The sequence below is a fragment of the Rhizobium glycinendophyticum genome (genome assembly GCF_006443685.1).
Taxonomy (GTDB): domain Bacteria; phylum Pseudomonadota; class Alphaproteobacteria; order Rhizobiales; family Rhizobiaceae; genus Allorhizobium; species Allorhizobium glycinendophyticum.
This window is the reverse complement of the sequence record NZ_VFYP01000004.1, coordinates 69,242-95,819: the sequence shown is the minus strand read 5'-3', so window position 1 is coordinate 95,819 and position 26,578 is coordinate 69,242. Positions and strand designations below refer to the sequence as shown.

The 26,578-nt window shown below is 60.7% G+C and carries 24 protein-coding genes; 6 read left to right on the top strand and 18 right to left on the bottom strand.

Going from position 1 to position 26,578, the window contains the following annotated elements; genetic code table 11:
• Positions 1-2 precede the first annotated feature (2 nt).
• The 9 genes from FJQ55_RS19540 to FJQ55_RS19500 form a co-directional block, all read right to left on the bottom strand.
• The gene (locus FJQ55_RS19540; protein WP_140831122.1) at positions 3-1,271 is read right to left on the bottom strand and encodes an ABC transporter substrate-binding protein; all 1,269 of its coding nucleotides are present in this window, start codon (positions 1,269-1,271) and stop codon (positions 3-5) included.
• 146 nt (positions 1,272-1,417) lie between these two features.
• Positions 1,418-2,479 carry a LacI family DNA-binding transcriptional regulator gene (locus tag FJQ55_RS19535; RefSeq protein WP_140831120.1) on the bottom strand — a complete coding sequence of 354 codons (1,062 nt, stop codon included), beginning with the start codon at positions 2,477-2,479 and terminating at the stop codon, positions 1,418-1,420.
• 117 nt (positions 2,480-2,596) lie between these two features.
• Positions 2,597-3,121, bottom strand: coding sequence for a flavin reductase (locus tag FJQ55_RS19530; RefSeq protein ID WP_140831117.1), 525 nt, complete (start codon positions 3,119-3,121; stop codon positions 2,597-2,599).
• A gap of 35 nt (positions 3,122-3,156) precedes the next feature.
• A complete protein-coding gene (locus tag FJQ55_RS19525) occupies positions 3,157-4,578 on the bottom strand; it encodes an amidase (RefSeq protein ID WP_140831115.1) in 1,422 nt (473 codons plus the stop codon).
• Positions 4,575-4,778: a hypothetical protein gene (locus FJQ55_RS19520; RefSeq protein WP_140831113.1), complete on the bottom strand. Its 204-nt coding sequence runs from the start codon at positions 4,776-4,778 to the stop codon at positions 4,575-4,577. The genes FJQ55_RS19525 and FJQ55_RS19520 overlap by 4 nt, the downstream gene beginning before the upstream one ends.
• Positions 4,778-5,788, bottom strand: a complete 1,011-nt coding sequence (locus FJQ55_RS19515) for an ABC transporter permease (protein ID WP_140831111.1) — start codon at positions 5,786-5,788, stop codon at positions 4,778-4,780. Before FJQ55_RS19515 ends, FJQ55_RS19520 begins: the two co-directional genes overlap by 1 nt.
• On the bottom strand, positions 5,785-7,332 hold the full coding sequence (locus FJQ55_RS19510; RefSeq protein ID WP_140831109.1) for a sugar ABC transporter ATP-binding protein: 1,548 nt from the start codon (positions 7,330-7,332) through the stop codon (positions 5,785-5,787). Before FJQ55_RS19510 ends, FJQ55_RS19515 begins: the two co-directional genes overlap by 4 nt.
• 30 nt (positions 7,333-7,362) lie before the next feature.
• On the bottom strand, positions 7,363-8,463 hold the full coding sequence (locus tag FJQ55_RS19505; RefSeq protein WP_161597004.1) for a sugar ABC transporter substrate-binding protein: 1,101 nt from the start codon (positions 8,461-8,463) through the stop codon (positions 7,363-7,365).
• Positions 8,464-8,744: 281 nt separating this feature from the next.
• Complete coding sequence (locus FJQ55_RS19500) at positions 8,745-9,965, bottom strand: MFS transporter (RefSeq protein WP_140831105.1); 1,221 nt, start codon at positions 9,963-9,965, stop codon at positions 8,745-8,747.
• A gap of 181 nt (positions 9,966-10,146) precedes the next feature.
• Here FJQ55_RS19500 and FJQ55_RS19495 point away from each other — a divergent pair, with 181 nt between their 5' ends.
• The 6 genes from FJQ55_RS19495 (at position 10,147) to FJQ55_RS19470 (ending at position 16,647) form a co-directional block, all read left to right on the top strand.
• Entirely contained in the window at positions 10,147-10,911 is a 765-nt protein-coding gene (locus FJQ55_RS19495; RefSeq protein WP_161597003.1) for a GntR family transcriptional regulator, read from the top strand.
• Between the two features lie 281 nt (positions 10,912-11,192).
• Positions 11,193-12,275, top strand: coding sequence for a pyrimidine utilization protein A (gene rutA / locus FJQ55_RS19490; RefSeq protein WP_140831101.1), 1,083 nt, complete (start codon positions 11,193-11,195; stop codon positions 12,273-12,275).
• 10 nt (positions 12,276-12,285) lie between these two features.
• Positions 12,286-13,839 (top strand): amidase, encoded by a 1,554-nt coding sequence (locus FJQ55_RS19485; RefSeq protein ID WP_161597002.1) that lies wholly within the window; start codon positions 12,286-12,288, stop codon positions 13,837-13,839.
• Entirely contained in the window at positions 13,839-15,152 is a 1,314-nt protein-coding gene (locus FJQ55_RS19480; RefSeq protein WP_140831097.1) for an amidase, read from the top strand. The genes FJQ55_RS19485 and FJQ55_RS19480 overlap by 1 nt, the downstream gene beginning before the upstream one ends.
• Positions 15,153-15,166: 14 nt before the next feature.
• The gene (locus tag FJQ55_RS19475) at positions 15,167-16,024 is read left to right on the top strand and encodes an isocitrate lyase/PEP mutase family protein (protein ID WP_246085205.1); all 858 of its coding nucleotides are present in this window, start codon (positions 15,167-15,169) and stop codon (positions 16,022-16,024) included.
• The gene (locus tag FJQ55_RS19470) at positions 16,021-16,647 is read left to right on the top strand and encodes an isochorismatase family protein (RefSeq protein ID WP_140831092.1); all 627 of its coding nucleotides are present in this window, start codon (positions 16,021-16,023) and stop codon (positions 16,645-16,647) included. The genes FJQ55_RS19475 and FJQ55_RS19470 overlap by 4 nt, the downstream gene beginning before the upstream one ends.
• A 187-nt stretch (positions 16,648-16,834) precedes the next feature.
• On the opposite strand, the gene FJQ55_RS19465 is transcribed toward FJQ55_RS19470, so the two are convergent.
• The 9 genes from FJQ55_RS19465 to FJQ55_RS19425 all read right to left on the bottom strand — a co-directional run bounded on the left by FJQ55_RS19465 (position 16,835) and on the right by FJQ55_RS19425 (position 26,522).
• Positions 16,835-18,145 carry an extracellular solute-binding protein gene (locus tag FJQ55_RS19465; protein WP_140831090.1) on the bottom strand — a complete coding sequence of 437 codons (1,311 nt, stop codon included), beginning with the start codon at positions 18,143-18,145 and terminating at the stop codon, positions 16,835-16,837.
• Positions 18,146-18,221: 76 nt separating this feature from the next.
• Positions 18,222-19,073, bottom strand: a complete 852-nt coding sequence (locus FJQ55_RS19460; protein WP_140831088.1) for a carbohydrate ABC transporter permease — start codon at positions 19,071-19,073, stop codon at positions 18,222-18,224.
• Positions 19,070-19,951, bottom strand: coding sequence for a carbohydrate ABC transporter permease (locus FJQ55_RS19455; protein ID WP_140831086.1), 882 nt, complete (start codon positions 19,949-19,951; stop codon positions 19,070-19,072). Before FJQ55_RS19455 ends, FJQ55_RS19460 begins: the two co-directional genes overlap by 4 nt.
• A 1-nt stretch (position 19,952) precedes the next feature.
• The gene (locus tag FJQ55_RS19450) at positions 19,953-21,050 is read right to left on the bottom strand and encodes an ABC transporter ATP-binding protein (protein WP_140831084.1); all 1,098 of its coding nucleotides are present in this window, start codon (positions 21,048-21,050) and stop codon (positions 19,953-19,955) included.
• Between the two features lie 26 nt (positions 21,051-21,076).
• The gene (gene arfA, locus FJQ55_RS19445; protein WP_140831082.1) at positions 21,077-22,585 is read right to left on the bottom strand and encodes an arabinosylfuranosidase ArfA; all 1,509 of its coding nucleotides are present in this window, start codon (positions 22,583-22,585) and stop codon (positions 21,077-21,079) included.
• A 113-nt stretch (positions 22,586-22,698) separates the two neighbouring features.
• Positions 22,699-23,619, bottom strand: a complete 921-nt coding sequence (locus FJQ55_RS19440) for an ArsR/SmtB family transcription factor (RefSeq protein WP_140831080.1) — start codon at positions 23,617-23,619, stop codon at positions 22,699-22,701.
• A 218-nt stretch (positions 23,620-23,837) separates the two neighbouring features.
• Entirely contained in the window at positions 23,838-24,827 is a 990-nt protein-coding gene (locus FJQ55_RS19435; RefSeq protein ID WP_281285511.1) for a Gfo/Idh/MocA family protein, read from the bottom strand.
• A 65-nt stretch (positions 24,828-24,892) separates the two neighbouring features.
• On the bottom strand, positions 24,893-25,879 hold the full coding sequence (locus FJQ55_RS19430) for an MDR/zinc-dependent alcohol dehydrogenase-like family protein (RefSeq protein ID WP_140831076.1): 987 nt from the start codon (positions 25,877-25,879) through the stop codon (positions 24,893-24,895).
• Between the two features lie 100 nt (positions 25,880-25,979).
• Positions 25,980-26,522 carry a DUF1003 domain-containing protein gene (locus FJQ55_RS19425; RefSeq protein WP_140831074.1) on the bottom strand — a complete coding sequence of 181 codons (543 nt, stop codon included), beginning with the start codon at positions 26,520-26,522 and terminating at the stop codon, positions 25,980-25,982.
• Positions 26,523-26,578 lie beyond the last annotated feature (56 nt).

Sequence of the window (26,578 nt, the reverse complement as noted above, 5' to 3'; positions counted from 1 at the left end):
GATTATTGGATCTGGCCGGCGGCCTGGCTTTCGATCGCCTTGAGGACGTCATCCACCGGCGTGCCTTTCAGCAATGCCGGGAAGTTTGCGGTGACGGCCGTATCGAGTTCATTGGTGAAGACGCCGTAATTGACGGCCGGCACTTGGACGAGCCAGTCGGCAAAGTTCTGCCAGACGGTCTGGCCGCTGAAGAAATCATCCGGCTTCTGATAGGCTTCACCGGTGCGGGCAGCCAGCAGCGAGCCGACCGCGCCGCGTTCGGTCAGGATCTTCTGATAGAAGTCGAGATCCTTGGCGTAGACTTCATTGAGGAAGTCGATCGCTTCGTCCTTCTCCGCAGAAGCTTCGAGGACATACCAGCTGGAACCGCCGAGGTTCGAGGCAGCGGTCGCGCCCTCGATGTTGAGCTTCGGAATGGCGGTCAGCGCCCACTTGCCGGCTTGGTCGGCCTGCGACTTGACGGTGCCGGTGATCCAGACGCCCATCAGGACCGAGGCGACATCGCCGGACGTCAGCGCATTGATGCCGTCATTCCAGCCGCTGGTCTGCTTGGCAACGCCTTCGTTGACGATGCGTGCCTGGGTTTCGAGTGCCGCTTTCAGCGCAGCATTGCCCGTAATGTTGAGGCTGCCGTCATCGTTGAAATACCACTTGCCGCCGGACTGCATCATGATGCGGATCAGGCCGCCGTCATTGGTATCGAGCGCCATCATCTCGTGGCCGGTCTTGGCCTTCACGTCCTTGCCGATCTCGATGAAGCGGTCCCAGGTCAGGTTCTCCATGTCGGAAGCCTTGTAGCCCGCCTGCTCAAGGTAATCCTTGCGATAGTAGAGACCAGTCACGCCCGAATCGAAAGGCACGCCGTAGACCTGACCCTCAAGCGTCATCAGATCGACCTTGTACTTGGCAAAGCCGGAATAGTCGATCTTGTCGGTGAGCGCGGCAAAGGCGCCGGGGAAGGACTGCAGATATTTCTGCGCGCCGTAATCCTCGATCAGGACGATATCCGGCAGCGTGTCGGTCATGCCGGAAGCAAGGCCCGTCTGCAGCTTTTGCTCGACGTCAGCCTTGGCGAAGTCGACGATGTTGAAGGTTGTGTCGGGATGCTTCGCGGTGTAGCGCGCTGCAGCCTCCTTCATGATCGCGACGTTGAAGTTCGGGTCCCAGCACCAGACGGTGACTTCACCGGCAAAGGCGGCGGTGCTGCAAAGAAGTGCAGCACCCGTCAGGGCCGCCGAGACGGAGCGCTTGAGCACGCGTGAGTAATCCATGTGTTCCTCCCATTGTGACTTGAACGGCAGCCTCATCCCCTGCCTCACAATCACTATTCCCGAAAATCGGAACACAGCCAAGAAAATTTTTACTAAATATTTTGTGCGCTGCGGTAAGTCTCTGGAATCTTATCAGGAGGCTTTGATCACGGTTTGCGTGCACTTCCGCGCCAGACCATCTGGGTCGGGATCGTCACATGTTTGGAATAGTCGCGGCCGTTCAGGCGCTCAACCATCAGGTCGACTGCGGTTTCGCCAATCAGTTCACCGGGAATACGCATGGTGGAAAGCGGCGGGACCAGAAACTGTGCAACCGGTATGTCGTTGAAAGCAATCACGGCGATATCTTCCGGAATCTTTAGCCCCGCTTCCTGGATGGCCCGGTAGGTGCCGATTGCCATGTTGTCGTTTGCCGCGACGATGGCATCGGGTCGTTCGGGTAGTGCGAGGAGGGTCCGAGCCTGCTGATAGCCTGTTTCCAGGCGAAGGTTCTGCCCGAAACGCTCGCTCTGGCCGAGCGCCAGCAGTTGCGGCTTATAGCGGCCGCGCGCCTCATGCCATTCGATGAAGGCCTTGCAGCGCTGCTCGCCATGCATCAGCGCGTCATTGTCCATCAACTCGTAACCGCCGACGAAACCGATCCGGCCGTAGCCCGCCCGGTCGAGACTATCGAGGATATTGACGGTCGCCTCGCCGAGATCCGCCCGCACGCAGTCGAACTGCGGCATACGCGGATTGTAGTCGGCCATGATCAGATGCGGGCAGGTCCGCGCAAGGCTCTCGATCTCCGCGCGAGGATGATGGCCCACGATGATGGCGGCCGACAGCCCTGCGAGTAAAGAAGGATCTACCGGCACATCGGGGTTGAACACCCTTGCGATCTCGATCTTGTATTCTCGACACCGCGCCTCGATGGCCAGGCGAACACCAACATAATAGGGATCGACCAGCTCTTCGTTCGGGGCGAGGAAGTGAATAACGGCTATGCGAGCCGAGACATCCGCGTGGCTTGCCATGGCAATCTGCAGCGGCTGGACCTGGGCACTTCGCCGCGCACGTGGCGTCGCATAGTTCAGCGCCTCGGCCGTTTCGATAATGGCTTGCCGCTTCGGCTCGGAGATCGAGAGCGTCTGGTCGTAGTTCAAGACGCGCGAGACCGTACCGGACGACACGCCGACCGCCTTGGCGATTTCCTTGATTGTGACCATGGCACGAGAACTCCTCGCCACCGCTTATGGAAGGGCGGCGAGAAAATCTCAAGAAAATATTTACCTGGTAACCGTTGGAAGTTTTCTACTTCGGTTGGCTGATCGGGCGTCGATGGGTCAGGCGGGCAGATGGTGGTAGCTACGCTTATAGTAGAGCAGCGCACCGGAGGCGTCGCGTTCTTCGATTGCCTTCACCGAACAGAACAGGATGCGGTGGGTGCCGATGTCCTGGGTCTCTGTGATGGTGCAGTCGAAGGACACCATCGCATCCGACAACATCGGCGCCCCGGTTACCCCAAGATGCCAGTCGGCAGCCGCAAAGCGCTCCTCGACCGGCGTCTTGCCGCCGAACAGTGACGACAGAACCTGGTGTTCAGCTGACAGCACGTTGACGCTGACAACCCCATTGGCGATCACCGTCTCGAATACGGAGGCGCTGCGGTTCAGACAGATCAGCAGCGAGGCCGGGCTGTCGGTCACGCTGCAGACGGCGGTTGCGGCAAAGCCGGCTTTGCCGGCGGGTCCATCGGTCGTGATGATGTTGACGGCGGCCGCCATCTTCGCCATGGCGTCGCGAAAAGCCTTCTGACTGACGTCGCTCAAGGGTTCGACAGGTGCGGTCAGGGTCGGAACGGTGTTCATCGAAAAGATCCTTTCGGGCTCTCGGGGCGCTGCGGTCATGCCGCTGGCCTGTTCAAGGTGGACATGGATTGAAAGGCCGGCACTGCCAGCCTGCTTTCGAGATGAAGGGCGATGCTGGCTGCCAGATCTTCGCGCCAGGGCCGGGCGATGATCTGCAGCGCCACGGGCAGTCCTTGCGCCGAGACGCCGACGGGAACGGTCACCACCGGCAGCCCCAGATAGCTGAAGGGCCGCGTCAGCGACGTCATGGCGCTGGTGACAGCATTCATCGAGGGGCTCGATCCGACATCGACATCTGCGGAGAGCGGCACGACGAATGGCATGGTCGGGGCAATCAGCACATCGGCCTTGGCAAAGGCTGCGTCCAGGAATTGCTCGAGCATAATCGAGCGGGCCTGCAATGCCCGCAGATAGATTGGCGCGGGAATGGCGAGCGACTGCGAGAGCCGCATGCGGACCTGCGGGCCATAGTCTTCTGGTCGGTCCCGCATCCAGTCGAAATGAAAACTTCCGGCTTCGGCCATGGCAACAGCATTGGCAAGTTCGGCAATGGCGGAGAAATCAGGGATCGTTGCGGCCGTAACGCTTTGGGCGCTGTCAGCCAAAACCTTTGCTGCAATCTCCACCCCCTTGGCCGTCTCGGCATCGAGATTGTCGGCGAAAATTCCGCCGGCTATCCCGATCCTCAGGGAGGAAAGGTCGCTGGTGAGCGCACCCGGCGGATCGATGGCAGCACAGGTCGTATCCTGTCCGTCGGGCCCCGAGATCAACTGCAGCAGCAGATAGGCATCCTCGACCGAGCGGGCCAGCGGACCGATGCAATCCTGCGAAAACGACAGCGGCATGGCGCCATGTCGGCTGACCCGCCCCTGCGTTGGCTTGATGCCGACCACGCCGCAACAGGCAGCCGGCAGACGGATCGATCCGCCTGTATCGGAGCCAAGCGCGGCGAGCACCACACCGCCGCCGACCGCCGCACCCGAGCCGGAGGACGAACCGCCGGTGATACGCTCGGGGTCAACAGGATTGATGGCACGGCCATGGTGGAAGTTGTGGCCGGTCGGTCCCATGGCGAATTCGCTCATATTGAGCCGCCCGATCGAGATCGCACCGGCCGCTTCAAGCCTCTGCATCACCGTCGAAGTGGAGGTGGCCATATGGGTTGCGCGGATCTTTGAGCCGCAGCCGGTGACGAAACCGGCGCGGTCATACATGTCCTTGTGGGCAAGCGGCACGCCATGGAGCGGCCCAAGCGCCTTTCCACTTGCAAGCGCTGCATCCGAAGCCTGAGCGGCGGCAAGGGCTGTCTCTTCCTCGATTTCGATGAAGGCATTCAGCCGCTCTCGGCTGGCCTTGGCCCGGTCAAGTGCCGCCATGGTCAGTTCGACCGACGAAATCTTGCCGGATCGGATCAACCCGGCGGCCTCGCGCAGGTTTTTCGGATCGGTGTCGCTCATCGGGTGACCTCCGACAGCAGCACCGCGTCGAAGCTCGATGGTTCGATGCCGAAGAGATCGGAGCGGCCGGCGGGCACGCGCCCGGCGATCTTCTCTGCGTCACGCGTCAGCTCGCCGATCATCGCAACCAGTTCCGCCTCGACGGCCGGCCGCTTCCAATAGGCTTCGGCCAGAGCTTCCATGATCTGGCGCGTATCCATCAGCTGAAATCCTGTGGCTGACGGTTGCGAACGAGCTGGCTGAGCGACACGGCAATGACCAGGGCGCCGCCATAAAACAGGTTCTGTACATAGGCATCAGCGCCGAGCATGGTGAGCCCGGTGATGCCGGTCACGAGAAAGTAGACGCTGATGACAGCACCAAAGGCGTTAAAGCGACCGGGCGAAATGGTCGTGGCGCCGAGAAAGGCAGCGGCAAAGGCCGGCAGCAGCAGGTTGAGCCCCGATAGCGGATCGGCCGAGCCGGTCATGCCCGCATAGAGCATGCCGGCAAAGGCCGAAATCAGACCCGACAGAACGAAGGAGGTGGCCCGCACGCGGTCCACATCGATGCCGTTCAGGCGCGAGACTTCGCGGCCCCGGCCAACGAAGAGCAGCTTGCGACCTGGGATGGTGAATTCCAGCGCATACCAGATCACCCCCGCAAGGATCAGTGCATAGAAGAAGGCCAGTGGAATGCCGAGGAAGCGATTGATAATCACCCATTGCACAAGACCCATCGAAACACCGGAGATGGTCTGCGAATTGCTGACCCAGAGGATCAGGCCGTTGACGAAGGTGCCGACGCCGAGTGTCACGATCAAGGAGTGGATGCGGAAGTAGAGGACAAAAAAGGCGTTGACTGCCCCGATGATCAAGCCGCTTGCAAGGGCAATCAGCATGACCGGCACGATCGGCCAGCCGAGCTTGACGTTGAGGACCGCAATCAGCATTGAGCTCATCGTCAGCGTTGAAGCGCCGGAGAGATCGAAATCGCCTGACGTCAGCGGAATGATGATGGCAAGCGTCAGCACCACAAGCACGGCCTGCGAGCCAAACAGCGTCGAGAAGCTGCGCCAGCTCAAGAAACTGTCGGGCATCAGCGTGCCGAAGATCATGATCAGAAGCAGCCAGGCACCCACCAGCGCAAAGCGTTCGGCCTCCGTCTTCAGGGTGAAACGGCTCTTCGGCCGGGTGATCGGTTTGGTCGTTGGCATATCGAGCGTCGTCATTCTGCAGCCTCCGCGTCATGGCTGTGGAAACAGGCTTCGGTGATGGATTTTCTGGAGATCTCGGCACCCTTGAGCTCGATGACGGGCCGGCCGCGCGAAAACACGATGATCCGGTCGCAGATCTGCTCAAGCTGCTCGTTGTCGGTCGAAGCACAGAGGATCGCCGTGCCCTCCGCTGCTGCCCGGTCGAGCGCCTTGAAGATCTGCTGGCGGGCGCCGAAATCGACGCCCTGCGTCGGTTCGTCCAGCATCAACAGCTTGGGCTTGATCTGGAGCCACTTGGCGAGCAGCACCTTTTGCTGGTTGCCGCCCGAAAGAGAGCCGAGCGGCAGGTTCGGATCCTGCGGTCTGACATCATGGATCTGTGCCAGCCGGGCCGCCTCGCGCGTCATGCCGGGACGATCGAGGCCGTAGGGCTTCAACAGGCCATGGAGCACGGGAAGGGTGATATTGTCGGTGACAGACAGCGTACCGATGCCCGCCGCCCCCAGACGGTCGCCGGGCAGGAAGGCGATGCCGAGTTTTTGCGCGGCAAGCGGCGTGATCGTGGAAAGCGAGATCGTTCGGCCGTCAAGGGTAATCTCGCCGGTGCCACTGCGTGCGCCGTAGAGGAGATAGGGGAGGGCTGCAAAGCCCGAGCCGATCAGACCGGTGACACCAAGCGTTTCGCCCGCCCGGATCTCGAAGTTGAAAGGCGTGTTCGTGCCATCGGAAAAACCGCGCACGCTGACAGCCGCCGGTACGCCGGCATTTGCCATACGCTTCTTCTCGAACGCATCGATCCGCGAGCCGACGATCGTGTCGAGGATCGACTGCCGCTCGGCGACTTTGGTATCGAGCACGTCGACCAGTTCTCCATCGCGTAAGATCGCCACCCGGTCGGTGATGTCGCGCACCTCGTCAATGTCATGCGTGACGATGACCACGGAGGCGCCGGTCTTGACGATCGAGCGGATGAGGGCAAACAGCCGCTGCACATCGTCCGCCGGCAGGAAGGGGGTGGGTTCGTCGAGGACGAGAATACCCTCACCGCCATAGCCGGCATCTGAGGCACGCAGTTCTTCAAAGGCGCGGATAATGGCGACGAAGGCCCGTTCGACCGGCGGCAGGTTCGCAACTGTCTCAAAGGGATCGATGGTGAGGTCGAATTCCGCAAACAGCCTGGAGATTGCAGCCGCTTCTTTCTTCCAGTTGACGAACAGAGGTGTCTTCTGGCCGAGCGCGGTGACGCGCATGTTTTCCATCACGGTCAATGAGGAAACGAGACCCAGATGCTGATGCACGAAGGTGACGCCGCGCTTCTTGATCTCCATGGGATTGAGCGGCAGGGGCATGGTCTGCCCCCACAGGATCACTTCCGAGCCCTCCTCCGGCTGGTGGAAGCCCGCGAGCACCTTGATCATCGTCGACTTGCCGGAGCCGTTCTGGCCGAGTAGCCCGAACACCTCGCCGCGGCGTATCGACAGCGAAACACCCTTGAGCGCGTAATAGCTGCCGAACCGCATGCGGATGTTGTTCATGGTGAGCACGGCATTCTCGGTCATGAGACGGCTCCTGCTTTTGTCAGTCGGAGCTTACTTCAGCTTCCACAGCTTGCGGAAGCCATCGAGATGGGCGTCGCCATAGCCGTCGTTGAAGTTGGCGGGCACGCCTGCGGTCTGGATATTGTCCTTGTCGAAGACCAGGAGGGGTACGTTGAGCTTCGCCACTTCCGGCTTGCCGCAGAGCATGCGCATGATGTTGTCGATCGCCGCATAACCGGCCCAGCCGAGGCTTTCGCCGATATCCATCTCAACCTGTCCTTCGCGCACCATGTCGAGCACGAAAGGTGTGCCGTTGAAGCTTGCGAGCTTCACGGACCCTTCCGATCCGGTGATGCGCAGCGCCGGTACGACGAACTGCGACATGGAATCATAGATCGGCAGGATGTAGTTGATCGACGGGTCGGCCAGCAGCGCAGACTGGGTGCCGGACTGGATCTTGGTCGCCCATTCGGAAACCGGAACGTCGAGATGTTTCTGAACGCAATCCGGGCAGAGCGTCTTCAACTCGTCCTGGATCGATTGGACGAAGGGGATCGACGGAAGCACGTCGGACGAGCCGATGATCAGAACGTTCGGCTTACCCTCGGTCTGCACATAGGCCCAGGCGGCCAGCAGCTTACCAGCACCGGTGAAGTCGACCTTGCCGGAATAGTCGACGCTGTCGACGGCCGGCTGCGTGACGTCATAGAAATGGGTCGTGGAGATCTTCAGGCCGGCGGCACGGGCCTCGCCGAGCTGCGGCCCGAGCACTTCCGGATTAAGGCCGCCCGCGAGATCGATGACGTCGTATTTCTGGCTGATCGCCTGCGAAATCCCCTGTACCCACTGGTCGATTTTGAGCTGGTTGTCCCAGGTCGTATAGGTGAAGCCGACCTCTTCGGCTGCCGAAGCCATAGCCTTTTGCAGCTCGACATTGAAAGGAATGGTCATCGAGATCGGGATCGACAAGACCTTCTTGTCTGCCATGCAGGCCTTGGCGTCGAAAGGCTCACCGGGTGCCTCGAAGACCGGCATCGCACGGTGCTGCTCGATAATGGCCTTGGCGTCGGCCATCGGATCTGCAGCGGCGGGTGTGGCGATGACCGCAGCAGTGGAGGCGGCCAAGAACGAACTGGCGATAAGCAGGCGCATGATCAACATTCCCCTCTGTAATCCCGGATTTTCCGGTGAGTTCTGCTGCAGCTTGAGAGGGCTGCTGACAGATAATGTACGTACATAGTCAGAGAGACGTCAACTGGCTTTTGCCTATTTTTTTGCGCTGCACATAAAAGCGGCGATTGCCAAAAAGCCCACCATTCTGGCGCTTGAATCGTGTTCAAACTGCCTCGAAGGACCAAATCCACAGACAAGACTGAGCGCGCGCAGCATGGCTTCGGGCCGTGTCGCGTGCTTGCTTTGTCAGTACATATGGATCAGGTGCGGTTGCGATGGGCCCGCCAGGCGACGATCATGCCGGCAAGGCCGAACAGCGAGAAGATCATGAAGCTCGCGCCGTAGTGGCCGGTCAGCGCATAGACGGCGGCAAAGGACGAGGGGCCGACGATGACACCGATGAAGGTGTAGACCAGAACGCCACCGGTAATGGCGCCGACGCGGCCATGGGGGGCGTTGTGCGCCACTTCTGCCAGGAGTACCCCATTCCAGCCGATCGTGACGCCACCGGTCAAAACGAAGAGGGTGACTTGCAGGACGACGGGCAGGTCTTGCAAAAAAAAGAGAAGCGCATAGCCCGTGCCGCCGAGGAGGCCGAGCAGGGCGAGCGTCAGAAAGCCGCCGCCGATCCGGTCGGCGACGACGCCCCAGAAGACGCGACCCAGCGCGCCCGCCAGCTGCATTGCCGCAGCGACCGAGCCGGCCGACAGCAGTGACCATCCCGCATCATGCACGAGGGTGACGACGGCAAAGGCGGAGATCGACAACTGCATCGCCGAATAGGCAAATCCCAGGCCGCATAGCGCACGCAGGCGCGGATGGCGCCAGATCGTCGATTGTTCTTCGATGAGCCCCTTCAAAAGCGAGCGGGACGAGGCCGGAACGATCGGGTCTGCGGCATGGGTTATCGCCAGCAGCCCCATGGTCGAGAGTGGCGCAAGCGCACCGATCAGCAGTGCCACGTGCCAGTCGACATAACGCGACAGGAAGGGAAAGGCGAAGCTTGCCAGGATGCCGCCGAGTGGCACTCCTGATTGCTTCAAGGAAAAAACGATGTTGCGTTTGGACTGTGGCGTCACGCGGCTCAGCATCTCCGACGAGGCCGGGTTGTTCAGCCCGTAGCCAATGCCGATGAAGAGCGAGGCGACAACGATCAGCGGGATACTGGCGCTTGCAATGCCGGCAAAGCCGAGCACGAAGCAGATGAGCGCGACCTGCTCGATGCGCACCGGCCCGAAACGCTGCACCAGCGTGCCAGCGACAGCCGACGAAAACATGCCCGACGCATAAATCAGGCTGATCTGGTAGCCGATCCAGTAGGCGCCGATATCGAGATCGGCAGCCACGGTCGGAGCGATTGCCGTGAGCGCCAGCACGCTCGCGGTCGCCACGATCTGGATAAGCGTTGCGGCTGCAAGCGTCTGGAGGAGGGACGAGACGCGGCGCGCGGGCGGCGCCTCTCCGGCAATGAGATCCGACATATGGCCCAATGATCCGAGGATTGGTTGCTAGGATATGTACGTACTAATTGATTTACGGGTTATCCGCAAGTCACCGCACGAGCCGCGTTCAGACGGCGGGATTCCGTTTGCGTTTTATGACGAAAGAGGATTGAACACAGGCACTGGGATTGGTCCGGCGGTTGTGCCGGCGGGGACTGCCATGGACGTGGATCAGAAGCACACCAACTGGAAACCTGAACTTGATACGGCTCCGCTTTATCTTCAGGTGGCCCACCATTTGGAGGGTCGCATCAGCAATGGCGACTATCCGGTGGGTTCGCTTCTGCCGACGGAAAACGAAATTGCGGCGGCTCTCGGCGTCAGCCGTCAGACGGTGCGCCAGGCAATCGGGACTTTGCGCAACAAGGGACGTCTCTCAGCCCGAAAGGGTGTGGGGACCCGCGTCGAGGCGGGATTTGACCCGGAGCGCAAGCGCTTCATTGCCCATTCACGCTCCGAGCTTTTCGAAATCGCTGCTGAGACCGAATTCGTCATTGACACCAAGGAGGAGATTTCCGCCCAAGGCAAGCTTGCCGTCGAGCTCGGCTGCCGACCAGGTCGAAAATTCTTCCATATGGCCGGCATTCGTTACCCGGGCAACCGCAGCAGGCCATTTTCCTGGAATGAGGTCTATGTCGATTCGAAATTGTCGGCTGCCGTTAAGGATATCACCGTCGCACGCAGCGCGATCTTCCATTATATCGAGCAGTTTACCGGCGAGAAAATCCAGGAAATTCAGCAGGATATAAAGCCTCTTGTGCTGGACGAGGTGATCGCCTCCAAGCTCGACGTCAAGCCGGGAGATTTGGCGCTCGTCGTGACCCGCCGCTATTACGGCTCCGGCCGTCGCCTTTTGGAATACGCCTTCCAAGTCCTGCCGGCAGAGCGTTTCACCTTCACCACCACGTTGCGCGCCGAGGGCTGACCCCTCGCTGATTTCTAAAGAATGCCGGCCTTATCGCGCTCTGAGCGATGGGGTGGTGGCAACCGTGCTCGTTTTTCTTTCTTGAGCTTCTGGCCCGTGGTTTTGCCCACTCCGACGTCGCCTGATCCATTCGGCGGCAGTTGTTCTTGCGCGTAATTTCGCCGAATGCACATAAAATATGCACGCCTAAACATGCATCATTTTCGGCTGGACAGTCGGAGAGTTTTTTGCATTAGTTCGTACATAGTGCATGCGTTTGGCTCATAAAAAGGGGAACCAAGATGGATATCGGTGTCTTCATTCCAATAGGTAACAATGGCTGGCTGATCTCGACCACCTCGCCGCAATACATGCCGAGCTTCGAGCTCAACAAGCAGATCGTACAGAAGGCCGAAAAATATGGCCTGGAATTCGCGCTCTCGATGATCAAGCTGCGCGGCTTCGGCGGCAAGGCGGAATTCTGGGACTATAACCTTGAAAGCTTCACCCTTATGGCGAGCCTTGCGGCCGTCACCGAGCGCATCAAGCTGTTTGCCTCGACTGCCGTCCTCACTTTGCCGCCTGCGATCGTCGCGCGCATGGCAACCACCATCGACAGCGTCGCGCCGGGCCGGTTCGGGGTCAACATCGTCTCCGGCTGGCAAATGGCCGAATATGACCAGATGGGCATGTGGCCGGGCGACAGCTATTTCGGCTACCGCTACGACTACTCGACCGAATACGTGCACATCATGAAGGAACTCTGGGAGAAAGGTGCCTGCACTTTCGAGGGCAAGCACTTCACCATGAAGGACTGCATGATGAAGCCCACGCCGGCGAACAAGATCGAGATCGTGGCCGCCGGCCAGAGCCCGCGCGGCATGGAATTCGCCGCCGAATACGCCGACTACAACTTCGTCATGGGTTCGGGCATCAACACGCCCACGGCCTATGCGCCCAACAACGTCAAGCTGATGGAGGCTGCTGCCAAGACCGGCCGTGACGTCGGCGCCTATGTGCTTTTCATGGTGATCGCCGACGAGACCGACGAGCTCGCCCGTGCCAAGTGGGAAAGCTACCGCGCCGGCGCCGATGTCGACGCACTGGCCTGGATGGCCGATCAGGGCTCGAAGGACGCGACAGCGGACGCCAATTCGACCGCCAAGCACATCAATCTTCCCGAGGGTGCCGTCAATTTCAACATGGGCACGCTGGTTGGTTCCTATGCCAATGTCGCGCGCATGCTGGACGAAGCCGGCAGTGTTCCCGGTACCAAGGGCATCATGCTGACCTTCGACGACTTCCTCGTCGGCCTCGATCAGTTTGGCGAACGCATTCAGCCGCTGATGGCCTCGCGCACGCCGGCCCAGATCGCGGCTGAATGAGGTGACGCCGGTGCCGAATGCCCCTCTGGCACGTGCTGAGGACACCGGTCTGACCGCTGACCTTGACCCGCTCTCGATTGTCGATCCAAGCTCGCCCGATTGGCCGGCTTCAGGCGGCTCGGCGCTAAGTGAAACAATTGGTTCTGTGTCACCTTACCAATTGGTCCCGGCTTCCCTGCCGGGATCGGTTGCCGCTGCCGATGTCGAAACGCTTCTGGGCGCTTTTTCCCAAGGCGCACTCAGCCCGTCTGCTGCTTTGGCAAGCCTGATCACTGCGATCTCGGCAACGAGGACGGGCCGTGAGGCCGTGTTGCGGCTCGTGCCCGGCGCGAAAGCGGCAGCAGCCGAGAGCGATGCGCGCTGGAAGGCCGGCAATCCGAGGCCACTTGAAGGCATCCCTTTTGGCGTCAAGGACATCATCGACGTCGAGGGGGCCGTCGTCACCTCGGGCTCTTTGTTCACCGGCAACCGTATCGCGCCGGCCGATGCCGCAGCCGTGGCACGCCTCAGGGCAGCTGGCGCCATTCCCTTTGCCATGACCGCGACGACCGAATTCGCTGCCGGTTCGCCACACAATCCGCGCTTCGGCGTCGTCACCAATCCCTGGAATGCCGCGCGCTGGACCGGCGGCTCGTCCACGGGATCGGGCGCTGCCTTGGCCGCGCGCCTGATGCCGCTCGCAATTGGCACCGACACCGGCGGCTCGATACGGGTGCCGTCCTGCTGGTGCGGCACGACGGGTTTCAAACCCACCCGAGAGCTCGTGTCCCGGGAAGGCGTTGCGCCACTCTCATGGACGCTCGATCACGTCGGGCCGATGGCGCGCTCGGCGCGGGATCTTGCCCGTGTTCTCCCCTTTATGACGGCCCTTCCGAATACAGGACTTCTGAACGACTGCCGGGCTGTGCTGTCCAACGCGTCTGTGAGAGGGGTGCGCATTGGGGTGCCCGAGGTCTGGTTCACCGACCACGTTGACAATGCGGTGCTTGCGAATTGGCAGTCTGCCCTTGCCCGACTGGAAGGTCTCGGCTGTATGCTTGTGCCCTTCCCGGCGCTCGATATCGAAGCTTGGCATGAGGCGGGCTGGGTCATCCTGCAAAGTGAACTGGCGACACTGCATGGCACGCGGCTCGACCGCGCCGAGCTCTTCGACAGGGGCATGTTGCACCGGTTGAACAATGGTCTTCAGTTTTCGGCCGTGGACTACGGGCGGGCGCTTCAGCTTCGGGCGGAGGCGCGGGCTGCTTTTGTCAGAGCCATGCAGGGCATAGACCTGATAGTGACAGCGGGACTTGGTGGTGAGGCCGGCCGGCTCGAAGATCTCACCGTCGTTGTCAACGACACGGCGCATGCGTTTCAGTCCGTCATTTCCCGTAACACGATGATCTTCGATGTCACGGGACTGCCAGCCTTGATGTTGCCGTCCGGCCTTGGTCGCACCGGATTGCCGACCGGAATCCAAGTGGTCGGCCGGCCGGGTGATGATGCGCTTTGCTTGAGCCTCGGGGCAGCCTTTCAAGCCGTGACCGGCTTTCATCATGCAACGCCTGCGGGGCAGATGTGATGATGAATGCTGTCCAAATTCAGCGGCTGAGCGCGACCGAGGCACTTGCTGCCATGCGGGAAGGAGCGCTGTCCTCCCGGGATCTCGTCTCTGCCTGTCTTGCCCGCATTGCAGAGCGAGACGGAGACGTCAAAGCCTGGTTGGCGCTAAATTCGAATGCGCTTGCCGAAGCGGCGCGATTGGACGCTGTTCCTCTCGACAAACGTCGACGCCTTCACGGCCTGCCAATTGGGGTGAAGGATGTCTTCGACACTGCCGATCTGCCGACTACGCACAATTCGCCACTTTACCAAGGTTTCCGCCCCGCAGCAGATGCTGCGGTCGTCGATTTCCTGCGTGCAGAAGGCGCGATTGTGCTCGGCAAGACGGACACAACGGAATTTGCTGCAGCCGGTCGCGATGCGGCAACCGGCAATCCCCATGACCTGACCCGCACGTCCGGTGGCTCCTCCGCCGGCTCGGCTGCAGCCGTTGCCGACTTCCACGTGCCGCTCGCCCTTGCCACCCAGACCGGCGGCTCGACCATCCGTCCCGGCTCGTTCTGCGGCGTCTATGCGATGAAACCGAGCTTTGGCCGCGTCAGCCGGGAGGGCGTAAAGATCTATGCGCTGAGCTTCGATACCGTCGGCTGGTATGGCCGCTCGGTTGCGGATCTGGCGTTGATGGCCGGCGTGCTTGGCCTCAACGAACCGCTTGAGCCGGAGGCAACGGCAACCGGGCAGCTACGGATAGCCATCACCAGCGGTCCCTATCGCGACAAGCTGGCGCCAGAAAGCCTGAAAGCCTTGAGCCTTGCCGCCGAACGCCTTTCCTCTGCCGGCCATCTTGTAACCCGGCTGGAACTGCCGGAGGATTCCAAGGCACTCGACGCCCAGCACCGCGTGATCCTGCACCGCGAGGGCCAGGCCGCGTTTCGCAATCTGGCTGCTCGTCACGGAGGCGAGCTTCACGATGATTTCCACCACCGCGTAGAGAACCGTGACGGTTCAAGCCTTGCCGATCTTGCGCGCGCCTATGATGCCATGGCGCTTTCGCGCATTGCCTTCGATGAGATTGCCGCCGATTTCGATGCTGTGGTCGCGCCGAGTGCCCCGGGTTTTGCGCCGGTCGGTCGCCGGCCAGGCGACCCTCTCTTCAACGCCTCCTGGACCTTGCTCGGGGTGCCCTGCATCAATGTTCCCGTCGCTCTGGAGCGGGACAGCCTGCCGATCGGCGTCACCCTGATCGCGCAGCGTTTTGCCGACAGCCATCTGCTCGCCCACGCCGCACGGATCGCACCTATTTTGAAATCTCATGGAAAGCCTGAAGCCTAATGCCGGATCCAGCCTTGAAACAAGCACTCGCCGCCGGAGATTTCATCCTTGCGCCCGGCGTCTATGACATGATCTCAGCCCTTATTGCCGACAATATGGGCTTCAAGGCGCTTTATGTCACCGGCTATGGAACGGTAGCCTCGTATCTCGGCATCCCCGATGCCGGTATTGCCACTTATCGCGACATGATCGAGCGCATCGCCCAGATCGTCAAGCTGACCAAGACGCCCGTGATCGCCGATGCCGATACCGGTTATGGCGGTCTCCTCAACGTGCGCCACACGGTGCGCGGTTATGAGTATGTCGGCGTGAGCGCCATCCAGTTGGAAGACCAGGAATTCCCGAAGAAATGCGGGCATACACCCAACCGTCGCGTGGTGCCGATGACGGACATGGTCAAGAAGATCGAGGTCGCCGTCGATAGCCGGAAGAGCGACGATTTTCTAGTGATCGCCCGGACCGATGCCCGTACAGGCCTGGGTCTCGACGAGGCGATCCGGCGGGCAAAGGCCTATGCCGCAGCCGGCGCTGATATCATATTCATCGAATCTCCGGAGAGCGCGGATGAGGTCCGCCAGATTGCCGCTGAAATCGATCGCCCGCTTTTGGCCAACATGGTCAACGGCGGGCGCACCCCGCTGATGACTGCCAGCGAACTCCAGGCGCTCGGCTATGGCATTGCGATCTACCCGGCGCTCGGCTTCCTCGCCCATGGCCATGCGGTCCGCCACGCCTATCGGGACCTTCTGGACAACGGCATCACCACTGATGCCGTCGATCTCTATCCCTTCAAGGACTTCAACACCCTGCTTGGCTTTGACGATGTCTGGGCCTTCGAGCAGAAATTTTCCGAAATCGGGAGTGACCCATGACCGATGCCGATCTCGCCGCCAATTACGCCAAGGCCTATGACAACCGGATCGGCTTCGGTAAAAAGCCGGCTCTGGTGCTGGTGGATTTTGTCGAGGCCTATTTCGAGCCGACAAGCCCGCTTTATGCCGGTGTCGATGCAGCGCTTGCCAGTGCATTGCGCATTCGAGCAGCCGCCCGGGAAAAAGGTCTGCCCGTGATCCTGACCGGCGTCGTGCTCCACCCCTCTGGTCTTGACGGTGGCCGCTTCTTCCAGAAGGCAAAGCCGCTTGCCTGTTTCACCGCAGGCAATCCGCTTGGCGCCTGGCCTGCGGGGCTTGAGCCCTTCCCGGATGAATTCGTCATCACCAAGCAATATCCGAGCGCTTTTTTCGGCACCTCGCTCGCCTCGATGCTCACCTGCATGGGGGTCGATAACGTCATCCTGACCGGCTTGACGACGAGCGGCTGCGTGCGCGCCACCTGCGTTGACGCCATGTCGTATGGCTTCATCACCACTGTCGTGCGCGACGCCTGCGGGGATCGGCATTCGGCCCCGCATGAGGCCAATCTGTTCGACATGAATGCCAAATATGCCGATGTCGTCTCGGAAGCAGACATCCTCGCCTTCATCGAAGGTCTCTGAGAAAACGCACTTAAGCAACAGCGGATGTGCTGAGTGTCGAGTGAGCGACAGACGACTTCAAAAGCCCGAGCCGCACGGTGACCATCGGTCTTCAATGGTCGCTTTCGACTGCTCTTGTTCTGACAAAAAGGCCCCGCACACCGGAGTGCGCGGGGCAGGCCAGGGAGGCCCAGGGGAGGGATGGTGTTCAGAGATCGCCGAGCAGTTCGTTAATCCGGCTTTCGGCCGATGTCAGCGCCTCGTCGACAGACTTGTCACCGTTCACTGCAGCGCCGACTTCTTCGCCGATGATGTCCTGGATCGGGAACTGGCGCTGGACTTCAGCCGGCAGCGAGCGACCTGTCTGGGCGATCTTGGCGATATTGTCGCGATGCGGCAGCGACTTGAACTCCGGCATGTCGAAGACTGCCTTGACCGCGGGCAGGTGACCGTTGCGAGCCCACTGGAAGTCGTTCTCGGTCAGGAACTTGAACAGCTTGCCGATTGCCGCCACCTGTTCGGGCGAACGGTCCTTCTTCGGCATTACCCAGCTATGACCGTCGGCATAGGTACTGTCCTGACCAGGGAAGAGCTGCGGCACGGGATAAACGGTGTAACCGTTCGACAATGCCGTGCCTTCCTTTTCCGCCTGGGCGACGTAGTCGCCGATCAGCCAGGTACCATTGACGGCGATCCCGCCTTCGCCATTGGCAAAGCCTGAGACGGCTGCCGCATAATCGAGGCCAGTGGTCGAGATGCCCTCATCCTTCGTCGCCTTCATCAGCTCGACGGCGGCTTTTGCCTCCGGCGTGTTGAGCTTGATCGCGGTCGGGTCGGAGAAGAAGTCCGAATTCTGCTGCTGCAGGAGGGTGTAGAGGATGCGGGTGTAAGAGGCCGTCTCATTGGCCATAATCTGGATCAGATAGGGCTTGCCGGTCTTTTCCTTGAACTGCTTGCCTTGGGCAATCAGCTCTTCGCCCGACTTCGGCAGGATCGGTGTACCGTCCGCGTTGACGAGGCCGGCTTGCTTCATCAGGTTCAGGTTGACGTGGACGAGCATCGTCCAGTTGTCGAAGGGCAGGCCGTACAGCTTGCCTTCCTTGGTGACGCCCGCACGTCCGGCATCGGTAAAGCTGTCAGGGGTTACGCCCTGGGCTGCCAGTACATCGTCGATCGGCTCGATCAGGCCGCGGCTCTGATAGTCCGAGATTGCCGAGTAATGCATGGAGACGACATCAGGGGCAGCGCCCGAAGCCATCTGCGCATTCAGCTGATCGTAGCCCGGCCACTCAACCGTGGTAACGTTCACGTCGATATCCGGGTTGTCGGCCTCGAACTTGTTGACAAGGGCGGTGATGATACCGCATTCGCCAACCGCTGCGGAGACGTCGGTCACCTTGCCATAATCTGCCTCGCAAGCGCCAAAGAAGCGCTGCAGCTCGATCTTCGTCTGGGCCTGGGCAGACGCGCCATAACCGAGCGCAATCATTGCAACGGTGGTCAGTAGGATGCGTTTCATGATGTCTCACTCCCTTTTTCAGGTCTCTTGACCCTGTTGAACGGATCCGGTCGGCTCCTCTCCGACCGGGTAGGCTTCACTTCACCGCGCCGCCCGAAACGGCAGTCACGATGTGTTTCTGGAAAATCACGTAGACGATGAGCGCCGGGACACTCGCAAAGACCGCCTGAGCCGCGAGAAATCCCAGGCCCTCGCTCTGGGCGAAGTTGGACTGCGACGAGGCAAGGCCGACGGTCAGCGTGTACATTTCCTTCTTGGTCGCCGAGATCAGCGGCCACCAGTAGTCGTTCCAGCCATGCAGGAAGGTGAATATGCCAAGCGTTGCCTGTGCGGGCAGGGTCTGCGGCAGCATGATCTTCCAGAAGATCCGCCATTGCGATGCGTTGTCGAGCAGGGCCGCTTCGTCGATATCCTTCGGGATTGCCCGGAAAAATTGCGTCATCAGGAAGACGCCGAAGGCACCGGACATGCCCGGCAGCATCAGGCCAAGATAGGTATTGTGCAGGCCGAACCAGTTGAACATCTGGTGCCGGGCGATGATGACGGCCTGTTCCGGTACCGCGAGCCCAAAGAGCACGATGATGAACAGCGTGCGGCGGAACGGGAACTCCAGCCGCGCAAAGCCGTAACCGGCGAGCGACGAGAGGATCAAAACCATCAGCGTCTCGCCAGTGGCAACCACGAGGCTGTTGAAGAACCAGCCGAAGACCTGAGAGGAATGCAGGATATTGAGATAGTTGGCGATTGTGTAAGGTGCCCGGAAAACCGAGTCCGTGCCAACCATGAGGTCCTGGTTGCTCTTGATCGAGAGACCGACCAGCCAGGCGACCGGTGCCATCATGATGACGGAGAGGAAGGCCGCGCCCCAGAGCAGCGGTCGGTTGGCCGTCAGCACGTCTGGCCTGTAAGTGTCGTTCGGCGGGTTCATGCGCCGTCCTCCGTCTTGCGCGAGGACACGACATATTGCGCCATGGCCGCGATCAGGATGATCAGGAAGAGATATTGCGAGGCAGCAGCAGCACGGCCGACATCCCAGCGGATAAAGCCGACTTCGTAGATATACATGACGAGCGGGCGCGAAGAGCCGTTCGGGCCGCCATTGGTCATCAACTGCGCCTGGCCGAACAGCTGGAACTGGAAGACAATTTGGATGATCGTGACGAGCATGATGGTGCGCGCAATCGAGGGCAGGGTGACACGTGTCAGAACCCGCCATGGGCTCGCATTGTCGAGGGCGGCAGCCTCATAAAGATCCTGGGGTACCTGCTGAAGGGCCGCGAGGAAGAGCATCATCGGCAGCCCGACGCACCACCAGACCGTGGTAACGCCAACGGCAAAGAGCGACCAGCCTTGTGTCGAGATGAAATTGATCTGCTGCCAGCCGGCTTGCTCGGACAAGACGGAGAGAAGGCCGTCTCCAGGAATGAACACAAAGCGCCAGATCAGCGTGACGATGGTGACCGAGAGGACCGAGGACGAGAAGAACAGTCCGCGGAAGAAGCTGGTCGTGCGCGTCGTGCGATTGAGAGCGAGCGCCAGAAAGAGGCCAAGCGCGACCAGCGTGGGGACGCTCACCAGCACGAAGACAACGGTGTTGCGCAGCGCTTGCAGGAAGACGGCATCGCCGGCGACGCGGATGTAGTTGGTCAGGCCGACAAATCGGCCGGGACCGAAGAGGTCGACCTTGTGAAGGCTCAGCCACATGCCCCAGAAGAGCGGGAACACCAGCAGAGCTAGGAAGACCAGCAGATAGGGCAGGATGAAAAGCCCGTGGCTCCATTGGCTGCGGCGATAGCTTTCGGCCATGTCAGTCCGCCCTCCTGGAGTAAGCCCGTCCATCAGCGCCGAAGAGGTGTAAGGCGCTGGCGTCAACCGAGACCATCAGCCGGTCGCCCGCTTTGATCAGGGAGCGACCGTCCGCCTCCACGACGAACTTGCTGCCGTCGTCGAGGACGCCATAGACCAGCGAGCGATCCCCGAGACGCTCGATCACTTCGGCTGTCACCGGCACACCGGCACTTCCATCGGTCAGCACAGTAATGTCCTCGGCGCGAATGCCGAGCGTCGTGCCCTCGGGGGTGATCCCTTCAGGAACGTTGAAGCGGGTCTCGACGTGTCCGAGGCCCGCCGTCGTGACAGCAAGACCGGAGCTGCCTTGTTTCCAGCCCGTAACCGGCAGGAAGTTCATGGCGGGCGAGCCGATGAAGCCAGCGACGAATTTGGTGGCAGGCCGCTGATAGACATCCATCGGCGTGCCGATCTGTTCGATCTTGCGGGCGTTCATGATGACGATCCGGTCGGCGAGCGTCATCGCCTCTACCTGATCATGCGTGACGAAGATCATCGTCGAGCCGAGGCGATGGTGGAGTTGAGCGAGTTCCAGACGCGTGCGGCCTCTCAGCGCTGCATCGAGGTTCGACAGCGGCTCGTCGAAGAGGAAGGCTTTCGGCTCCTTGACGATGGCGCGCCCGATGGCGACGCGCTGACGCTGGCCGCCCGAGAGTTTCGCCGGCTTGCGATCGAGCAGATGCCCGATCTCGAGCGTTTCTGCAGCGGCGAGCACGCGGCGCTCGATCTCGTCCTTCGCCATCCCGATATTTTCGAGGCCGAAGGACATGTTCTGTTTCACTGTCATATGCGGATAGAGCGCATAGGACTGGAACACCATCGCCACGCCACGCTTGCCCGGCGGTAGCGTGTCCACCCGGTTGCCACTGACCGAAATGGTCCCAGCCGTGACGTCCTCCAGGCCGGCGATCATCCTGAGCAGCGTGGACTTGCCGCAGCCCGAAGGGCCGAGAAAGACCACGAACTCTCCGGCCTCGATGGAGAGCGAGATCTCCTCAAGTACGGTTAGCGCGCCGTAGCGCTTGGTGACATTGTCAATTTCAATCGAAGCCGACATGGTTTCTCCTCCCCGTCGTCGATTGGTTACTGGCCGAGCCGGATCATCCGGTAGCTGAGCGGTGCGATCTCTCCCGTGATGCGTCCGCCTTCGACCTCGATACCGCTGCCATCGGCGGGGGCGACCGCCTGGCTGTCCGGTCCGTTCACGGCTTTCAGCGCATGGCCCGCGATCACCTTGTCCATGATCACCTGGCGAGCGCCGAAGCCTTCGAGCGCAACATCGAGTGTGATGGCGTCGGTCTCGTGGCGGTTGACGATGAAGAGGGTCAGCGCCCCGTCGGCGTCGCTCTCGACGGCCGAGACATCGAGATAGGGAACGGCTTCGGCGAAGTCGGTCTTGTAACTCGGGCAGTCGATCGACAGCTGGTAGGAGGTGCCGCGGCCATAGCGCGAGGCGAAGAGGTATGGGTAATAGGTCGTCTGCCGCCAGGCAGGGCGACCCGGAACGGTCATGATCGGGGCAATGACGTTGACGAGCTGCGCCAGGCAGCCGACCTTCACCACGTCCGCGCGGCGGATGAAGGTGTTGAGAATGCAGCCGACCTGGAGAACGTCCTCGAAATTGTAGATGTCTTCCAAGAGTTCCGGCGCATGCGGCCAGCCATCGCGACCTTCGAGAACCTTTCGGTCGGCTTCGTTGGAATGATACCAGACGTTCCACTCGTCGAAGCTGATATAGACGTCCTTCTTCGAGCGCTTCTTCGCCTTGGTCACCTTGATCACGGAGGCGATGGTCTCAATGTAATCGTCCAGCCGCGCGTTCTGCGCCAGATAGGCGGTCGTGTCGCCGGCATGGTTCTCGAAATACATATGCAGGCTGATGTAATCGACGCTGTCATAGGTGTAGTCGAGAACGGTCGCTTCCCAGGCTGGATAGGTCGGCATCTTTGGCGAAGAGGAACCGCAGACCACCAGTTCGATCGACTTGTCGAAGGCGCGCATGGCCTTGGCGGTTTCGAAGGCGACGCGGCCGTATTCTTCGGCCGTCTTCTGGCCGATCTGCCAGGGGCCGTCCATTTCGTTTCCGAGGCACCAGAGCTTGACGTTCCACGGCTCCTCCCGGCCGTTCTTGCGGCGCAGATCCGACCAGTAGCTGCCGCCGGGATGATTGACATATTCGAGGAAGGCGCGGGCTTCATCGAGGCCACGAGAGCCGAGATTGACGGCGAGCATCATCTCTGTGTTGGCAGCCTTCGCCCAATCGGCGAATTCGTGGATGCCGACCTGATTGGATTCCGATGTGTGCCAGGCGAGATCGAGGCGAACCGGGCGATCTTCCTTGGGACCGATGCCGTCTTCCCAGTTATAAGCCGACACGAAGTTGCCGCCGGGATACCGGACCACGGGAACGTCGAGTTCTCTCACGAGGTCAATGACGTCCTGACGCATGCCGTTTTCATCGGCGGTCGGATGATCGGGCTCGTAGATCCCGGTGTACACCGCGCGACCCAGATGCTCGACGAAGGAGCCATAAAGACGCGGATCGATCGTGCTGATTTTGTAATCGCGGTGAACGGTGCCGACAGCCCGCATGTGCATTTCCTCCGAATGTATCCGCTTTTCGGATATATATCATAATTGAGGATATGATACACGGGATGGGCCGGAGGTCAATCCGGCAATATCAGTGGGAAAATCAATCGTGATCACGTCTTGATGCGAAGGACGATGTCCTGGTCGTAATTGCCGAATCCGCGGCCGAAGATATTGATTCCGCCGGGATGTTCGGCCTTTTCCGGAACTTCGATCCTCACTCTCACGGAGCGATGCTCCAGCAATTCAAGATCATGGAGCGTGATATCCGAGACCCGCATGCCGTCGATGAATGTGCCGCTGTCCGTCACGCGAAAACTCTTCAGCACACCGTACTGGCTGCCGCGCAGCTTCCACCAGTCCGGCGTGAGTTTGCCCCGCCGATCCCCGAAATCACCGGGAGAGGTCCATGTGGCAATCGCCTTCCCGTTGATCGAGATGGTAATATCTGACGGCCAGTTCTCCGAGGTCCCCGGTACCTCAGACGACAGTTCCAGTAGCAGCTCCAGCTCCCGGATCGGCGCTCCCTTGATCCGGGCATTGTTGGGAAACTGGTAGTCGACATAGCCACGGGTAAACCAGAGCAGCCCGGCCTTCATGCGGTCGGGCGACAGGAAGGTATCGGGGTTATCAAGGTATCCGATGATGGCATCCGGGCCACACATGCCACAAGGCGCATAGACGTCATAGCCGCTATAAAGGCCAACCGGCATCGAGACTTCGATCGCTTCATCCGAGGCCTCACTGGGGCGCGTAAAGGTGAGCACGATCTCGTCATGAACGGCGTGACAGATCTTCTGGCTGCCCTTGCGCGCCTTCTGTACTTCGGTCCGGATCAGGCCCGCTTCCTCCATCTGATTGATATGCGTGGAGGTCGTCGATTGCGGCAGATCGAGGAGGTCGGCAATCTCGTTGACGTTAAGCGATCCCTTGGCGTGCAGAATTTCGAGGATGGAAAGCCGGGCGGGGGCGGCGAGGCACCTGAGGACATCCTTGCCGTCCTCCGGCGTGATCATGAGAAAACGGCTGCTCACCTGGTACACCTCTGTTGATCTTCGATATGTATCAAAAATCCGGATGTTGACAAGTGGGCCGTGAGCACGCTTAGGCACCCACGATCTCGTGGCCTAAAGGCTCCAATCCCGCAGCCACGTCAGATGTCTGTGACATGGCTCGCACCTATAGGCGCTGACCTGCCGGATTTGCGCCGACAGGTGGCATTGAGATGGCAAACTGTAACGAGATGAGAGATCTATCTGCCATAGATCCTGTCGAGGACCTTTGCACTCTGGACGAGGTGCTCGCAATCCGGATCAAAGCCCGGGTCTTGTGCAAGTTGCCTGATCCAGGCGGCTGCGGCAAAGCCACCCCAGTCCTCTTGGAGACCGGCAAGGCTTTCCGTGGACGTGCCAAGGAACCGGTCGGCTGTCAGCTTGTAGAAGGAACCGTCGACATTCTGCAGGCTGGCACCACCCTGCGTGCCGTAGAAGCTTGCCTGAATGATGGCCTCTGTGCCGGCCTGGAGCCGCCAGGAGCAGGCAATCCGGACAACCGCGCCACCTTTGAGGGTCAGGTTAGCGACAGCATAATCTTCCACCTCGTCGCTATCAGGCCCGACGGGGCGGCCCTTGGACAGCAAGGTCGACGAGACCTCATCGACCTCGGGAAAACCCAAAGACCAGAGTGCCAAATCTACCAGATGGACACCGAGATCGATGACGCAACCGCCACCGGACAGGGATCTGTCATAGAACCACGGCTTGTCGGGACCATAGGCGTTGTGGAACACGAGATCGGCGGCGAAGGTCTCGCCCAATGCCTGCTCGTCGAGCAGCGCCTTGATGCGTTGCATCCCATCGGTCTGGCGGTAGGAGAGGTCCACTCCGAGCAGAAGATCATTCTGGCGGGCGGCCTCAACCACAGCCTCGACCTCTGCTGCACTTGGGCCGAGCGGCTTCTGGCAAAAGACGGGCACGCCTCTCTTCAGGGCTTCAATGGATTGGGCTGCATGGGCAGCGCTTGGCGTGGCGATCACCAGGCCGTCAAGATCATGGGTCAGCAGGTTGTCGAGGTCATGCGCCTGTTGCGCCTCGGGGGCAACAGCGAGAGCAGCGTCAAGCATCTCTGCTGACGGATCGGCGATGGCGACCGCGTCGGCAAGCCCTGTCGCAAGCATGGCTTCCATACGATGCCGGCCGATCCATCCGACTCCAAGGAAGCCGATCCGCAAGCGTTTTGTCACGCTACTCGCCTTGCTACCAGTCTTGGCGGGGTTTTCGGCAAGGGCCCGGGTCTCTGCAAGGCCGCTCATGGGTAGACCACCAGGGCTTTGTGGAAGTGATCGGGCCTGTCACGGGTGTCGTTCAGAGCTTCGTCGAGTTTCTCCAGCGGATACCGGTGCGTATAGAGCGGTGTCGGGTCGAGCCGTCCATCGGTCACTGCGGCAACCGCTTCCCGAATGCCGTCAATGTAGACAGCAGGATCGCGCTCATGGGCATTGATGACGTCGAGCCCGCGCCAGTTCCACATCTGCATATTGACCTGGCGTGGGCCATCCTGGTGATAGCCTGCAATGACCAGCCGCCCGCGCTCCTTGGTCAGTTCGCCGGCGAGGTCGAGCGGCCATTGTTTGCCCACCGCCTCGATCACGCAGTCGCAGAACTTATCCTTGGTCAGGCCTCGCACCTCCTCGATGATCCGCCAGTGGTCGTCCATCGCAATGGTGACTTCCGCCCCCATCGCTTTTGCGATTTCAAGCGAATCCGGTCGCCGGGAAATGGCGATGACGCGGGCGCCGGCTTTGGTGGCGAGCTGGGTTAGAAGGGCGCCGAGAAAGCCGATGCCGACAATCGCCACTGTCTGACCTGCCTTGATCTCCGAGCGGCGAAAGATGTTCATCGCACAGCCGAGGGGTTCTCCCGGAAACGGCTGACCGTCGAGAGCCTTCGGCAGTGCCACCACCATATCGGCGGGCGCAAAATCGTGGCTGGCATAGGCGTGGTAGCTGAGCATCGCGACGCGGTCGCCCACGTTGAATGAATCGACGTCGCTTCCAACGGCATCGACGCGCCCCCAGCCTTCGTGGCCGAGACCACCGGGTTCCGTGGGGAACGTCATCCAGTCGGGGCCGGACCAGGGCGTGAGGTTGGATGCGCAGACGCCGCAGCCTTCCAGCCGCACGCGCACCTCGTTTGCATCAGGTGCACGCAATGTGCTGCGCTCTATGGCAAGTTCGCCGGCGGCGGGACCTGCCGAAACGAGTTCCTCGCTGCGGCGGTGGTTCGTCGTGTCCATGTTTGTCCTCCAGAACATCGGCCGGGATCGAGGGCTCGAACCGCCGATCTCCGGGTCTGTTCCCTTGGGAGTCAAAGAAGATGAAGAAGAAGCTCTCAACCTAATCCGGCTTTCGCCGCTCGATCTCCGCAAGCACAACTTCGGGCGACACATCCTGCTTCAGTTCCGCAAGTTCCTCCGGATGGACCTCTGTACCGACATTGAGCTTTTCGGCGATGGCCGAAAGCATGGTGATGATGCGCGTCGTTTCATGCTCGTTCAGCAGCGAGATCTGCAGGGCAAGCTCTGCGCGTTTCTCGCTTTCTGCCGCCATCCGGTTCTGGCTGATCAGGACGAAGGTTGAAATGAAGATTGCCTCGACGGAAGCGACCATTGCCAGGATCACCAATGTGGGGTCGAAAGGCGACATGATCGGAACCAGTCCAAGATTGACGGTGATCCAAGTCCCGAAAAAGGCGAGATGAAGGTAGACGAAGACCATGCTGCCGGCAAAACGGGTGATCCCACCGGCGACTTTTTCCTGAAATGACCGGTCTTTCTCGTTTTCGCGCTGACGTTGGATTAGCGCTTCCATGTTCTGGTCAATGACGCTCGAGACCTCGCTGGGGCCGTCGTGTGTCGCACTGCGTCCCTCGCGTGTCATAAAAATCCCTTGGGTGAACAGCCGCCCAACACGCACCAAGGTGTCCGGTTCCCCCC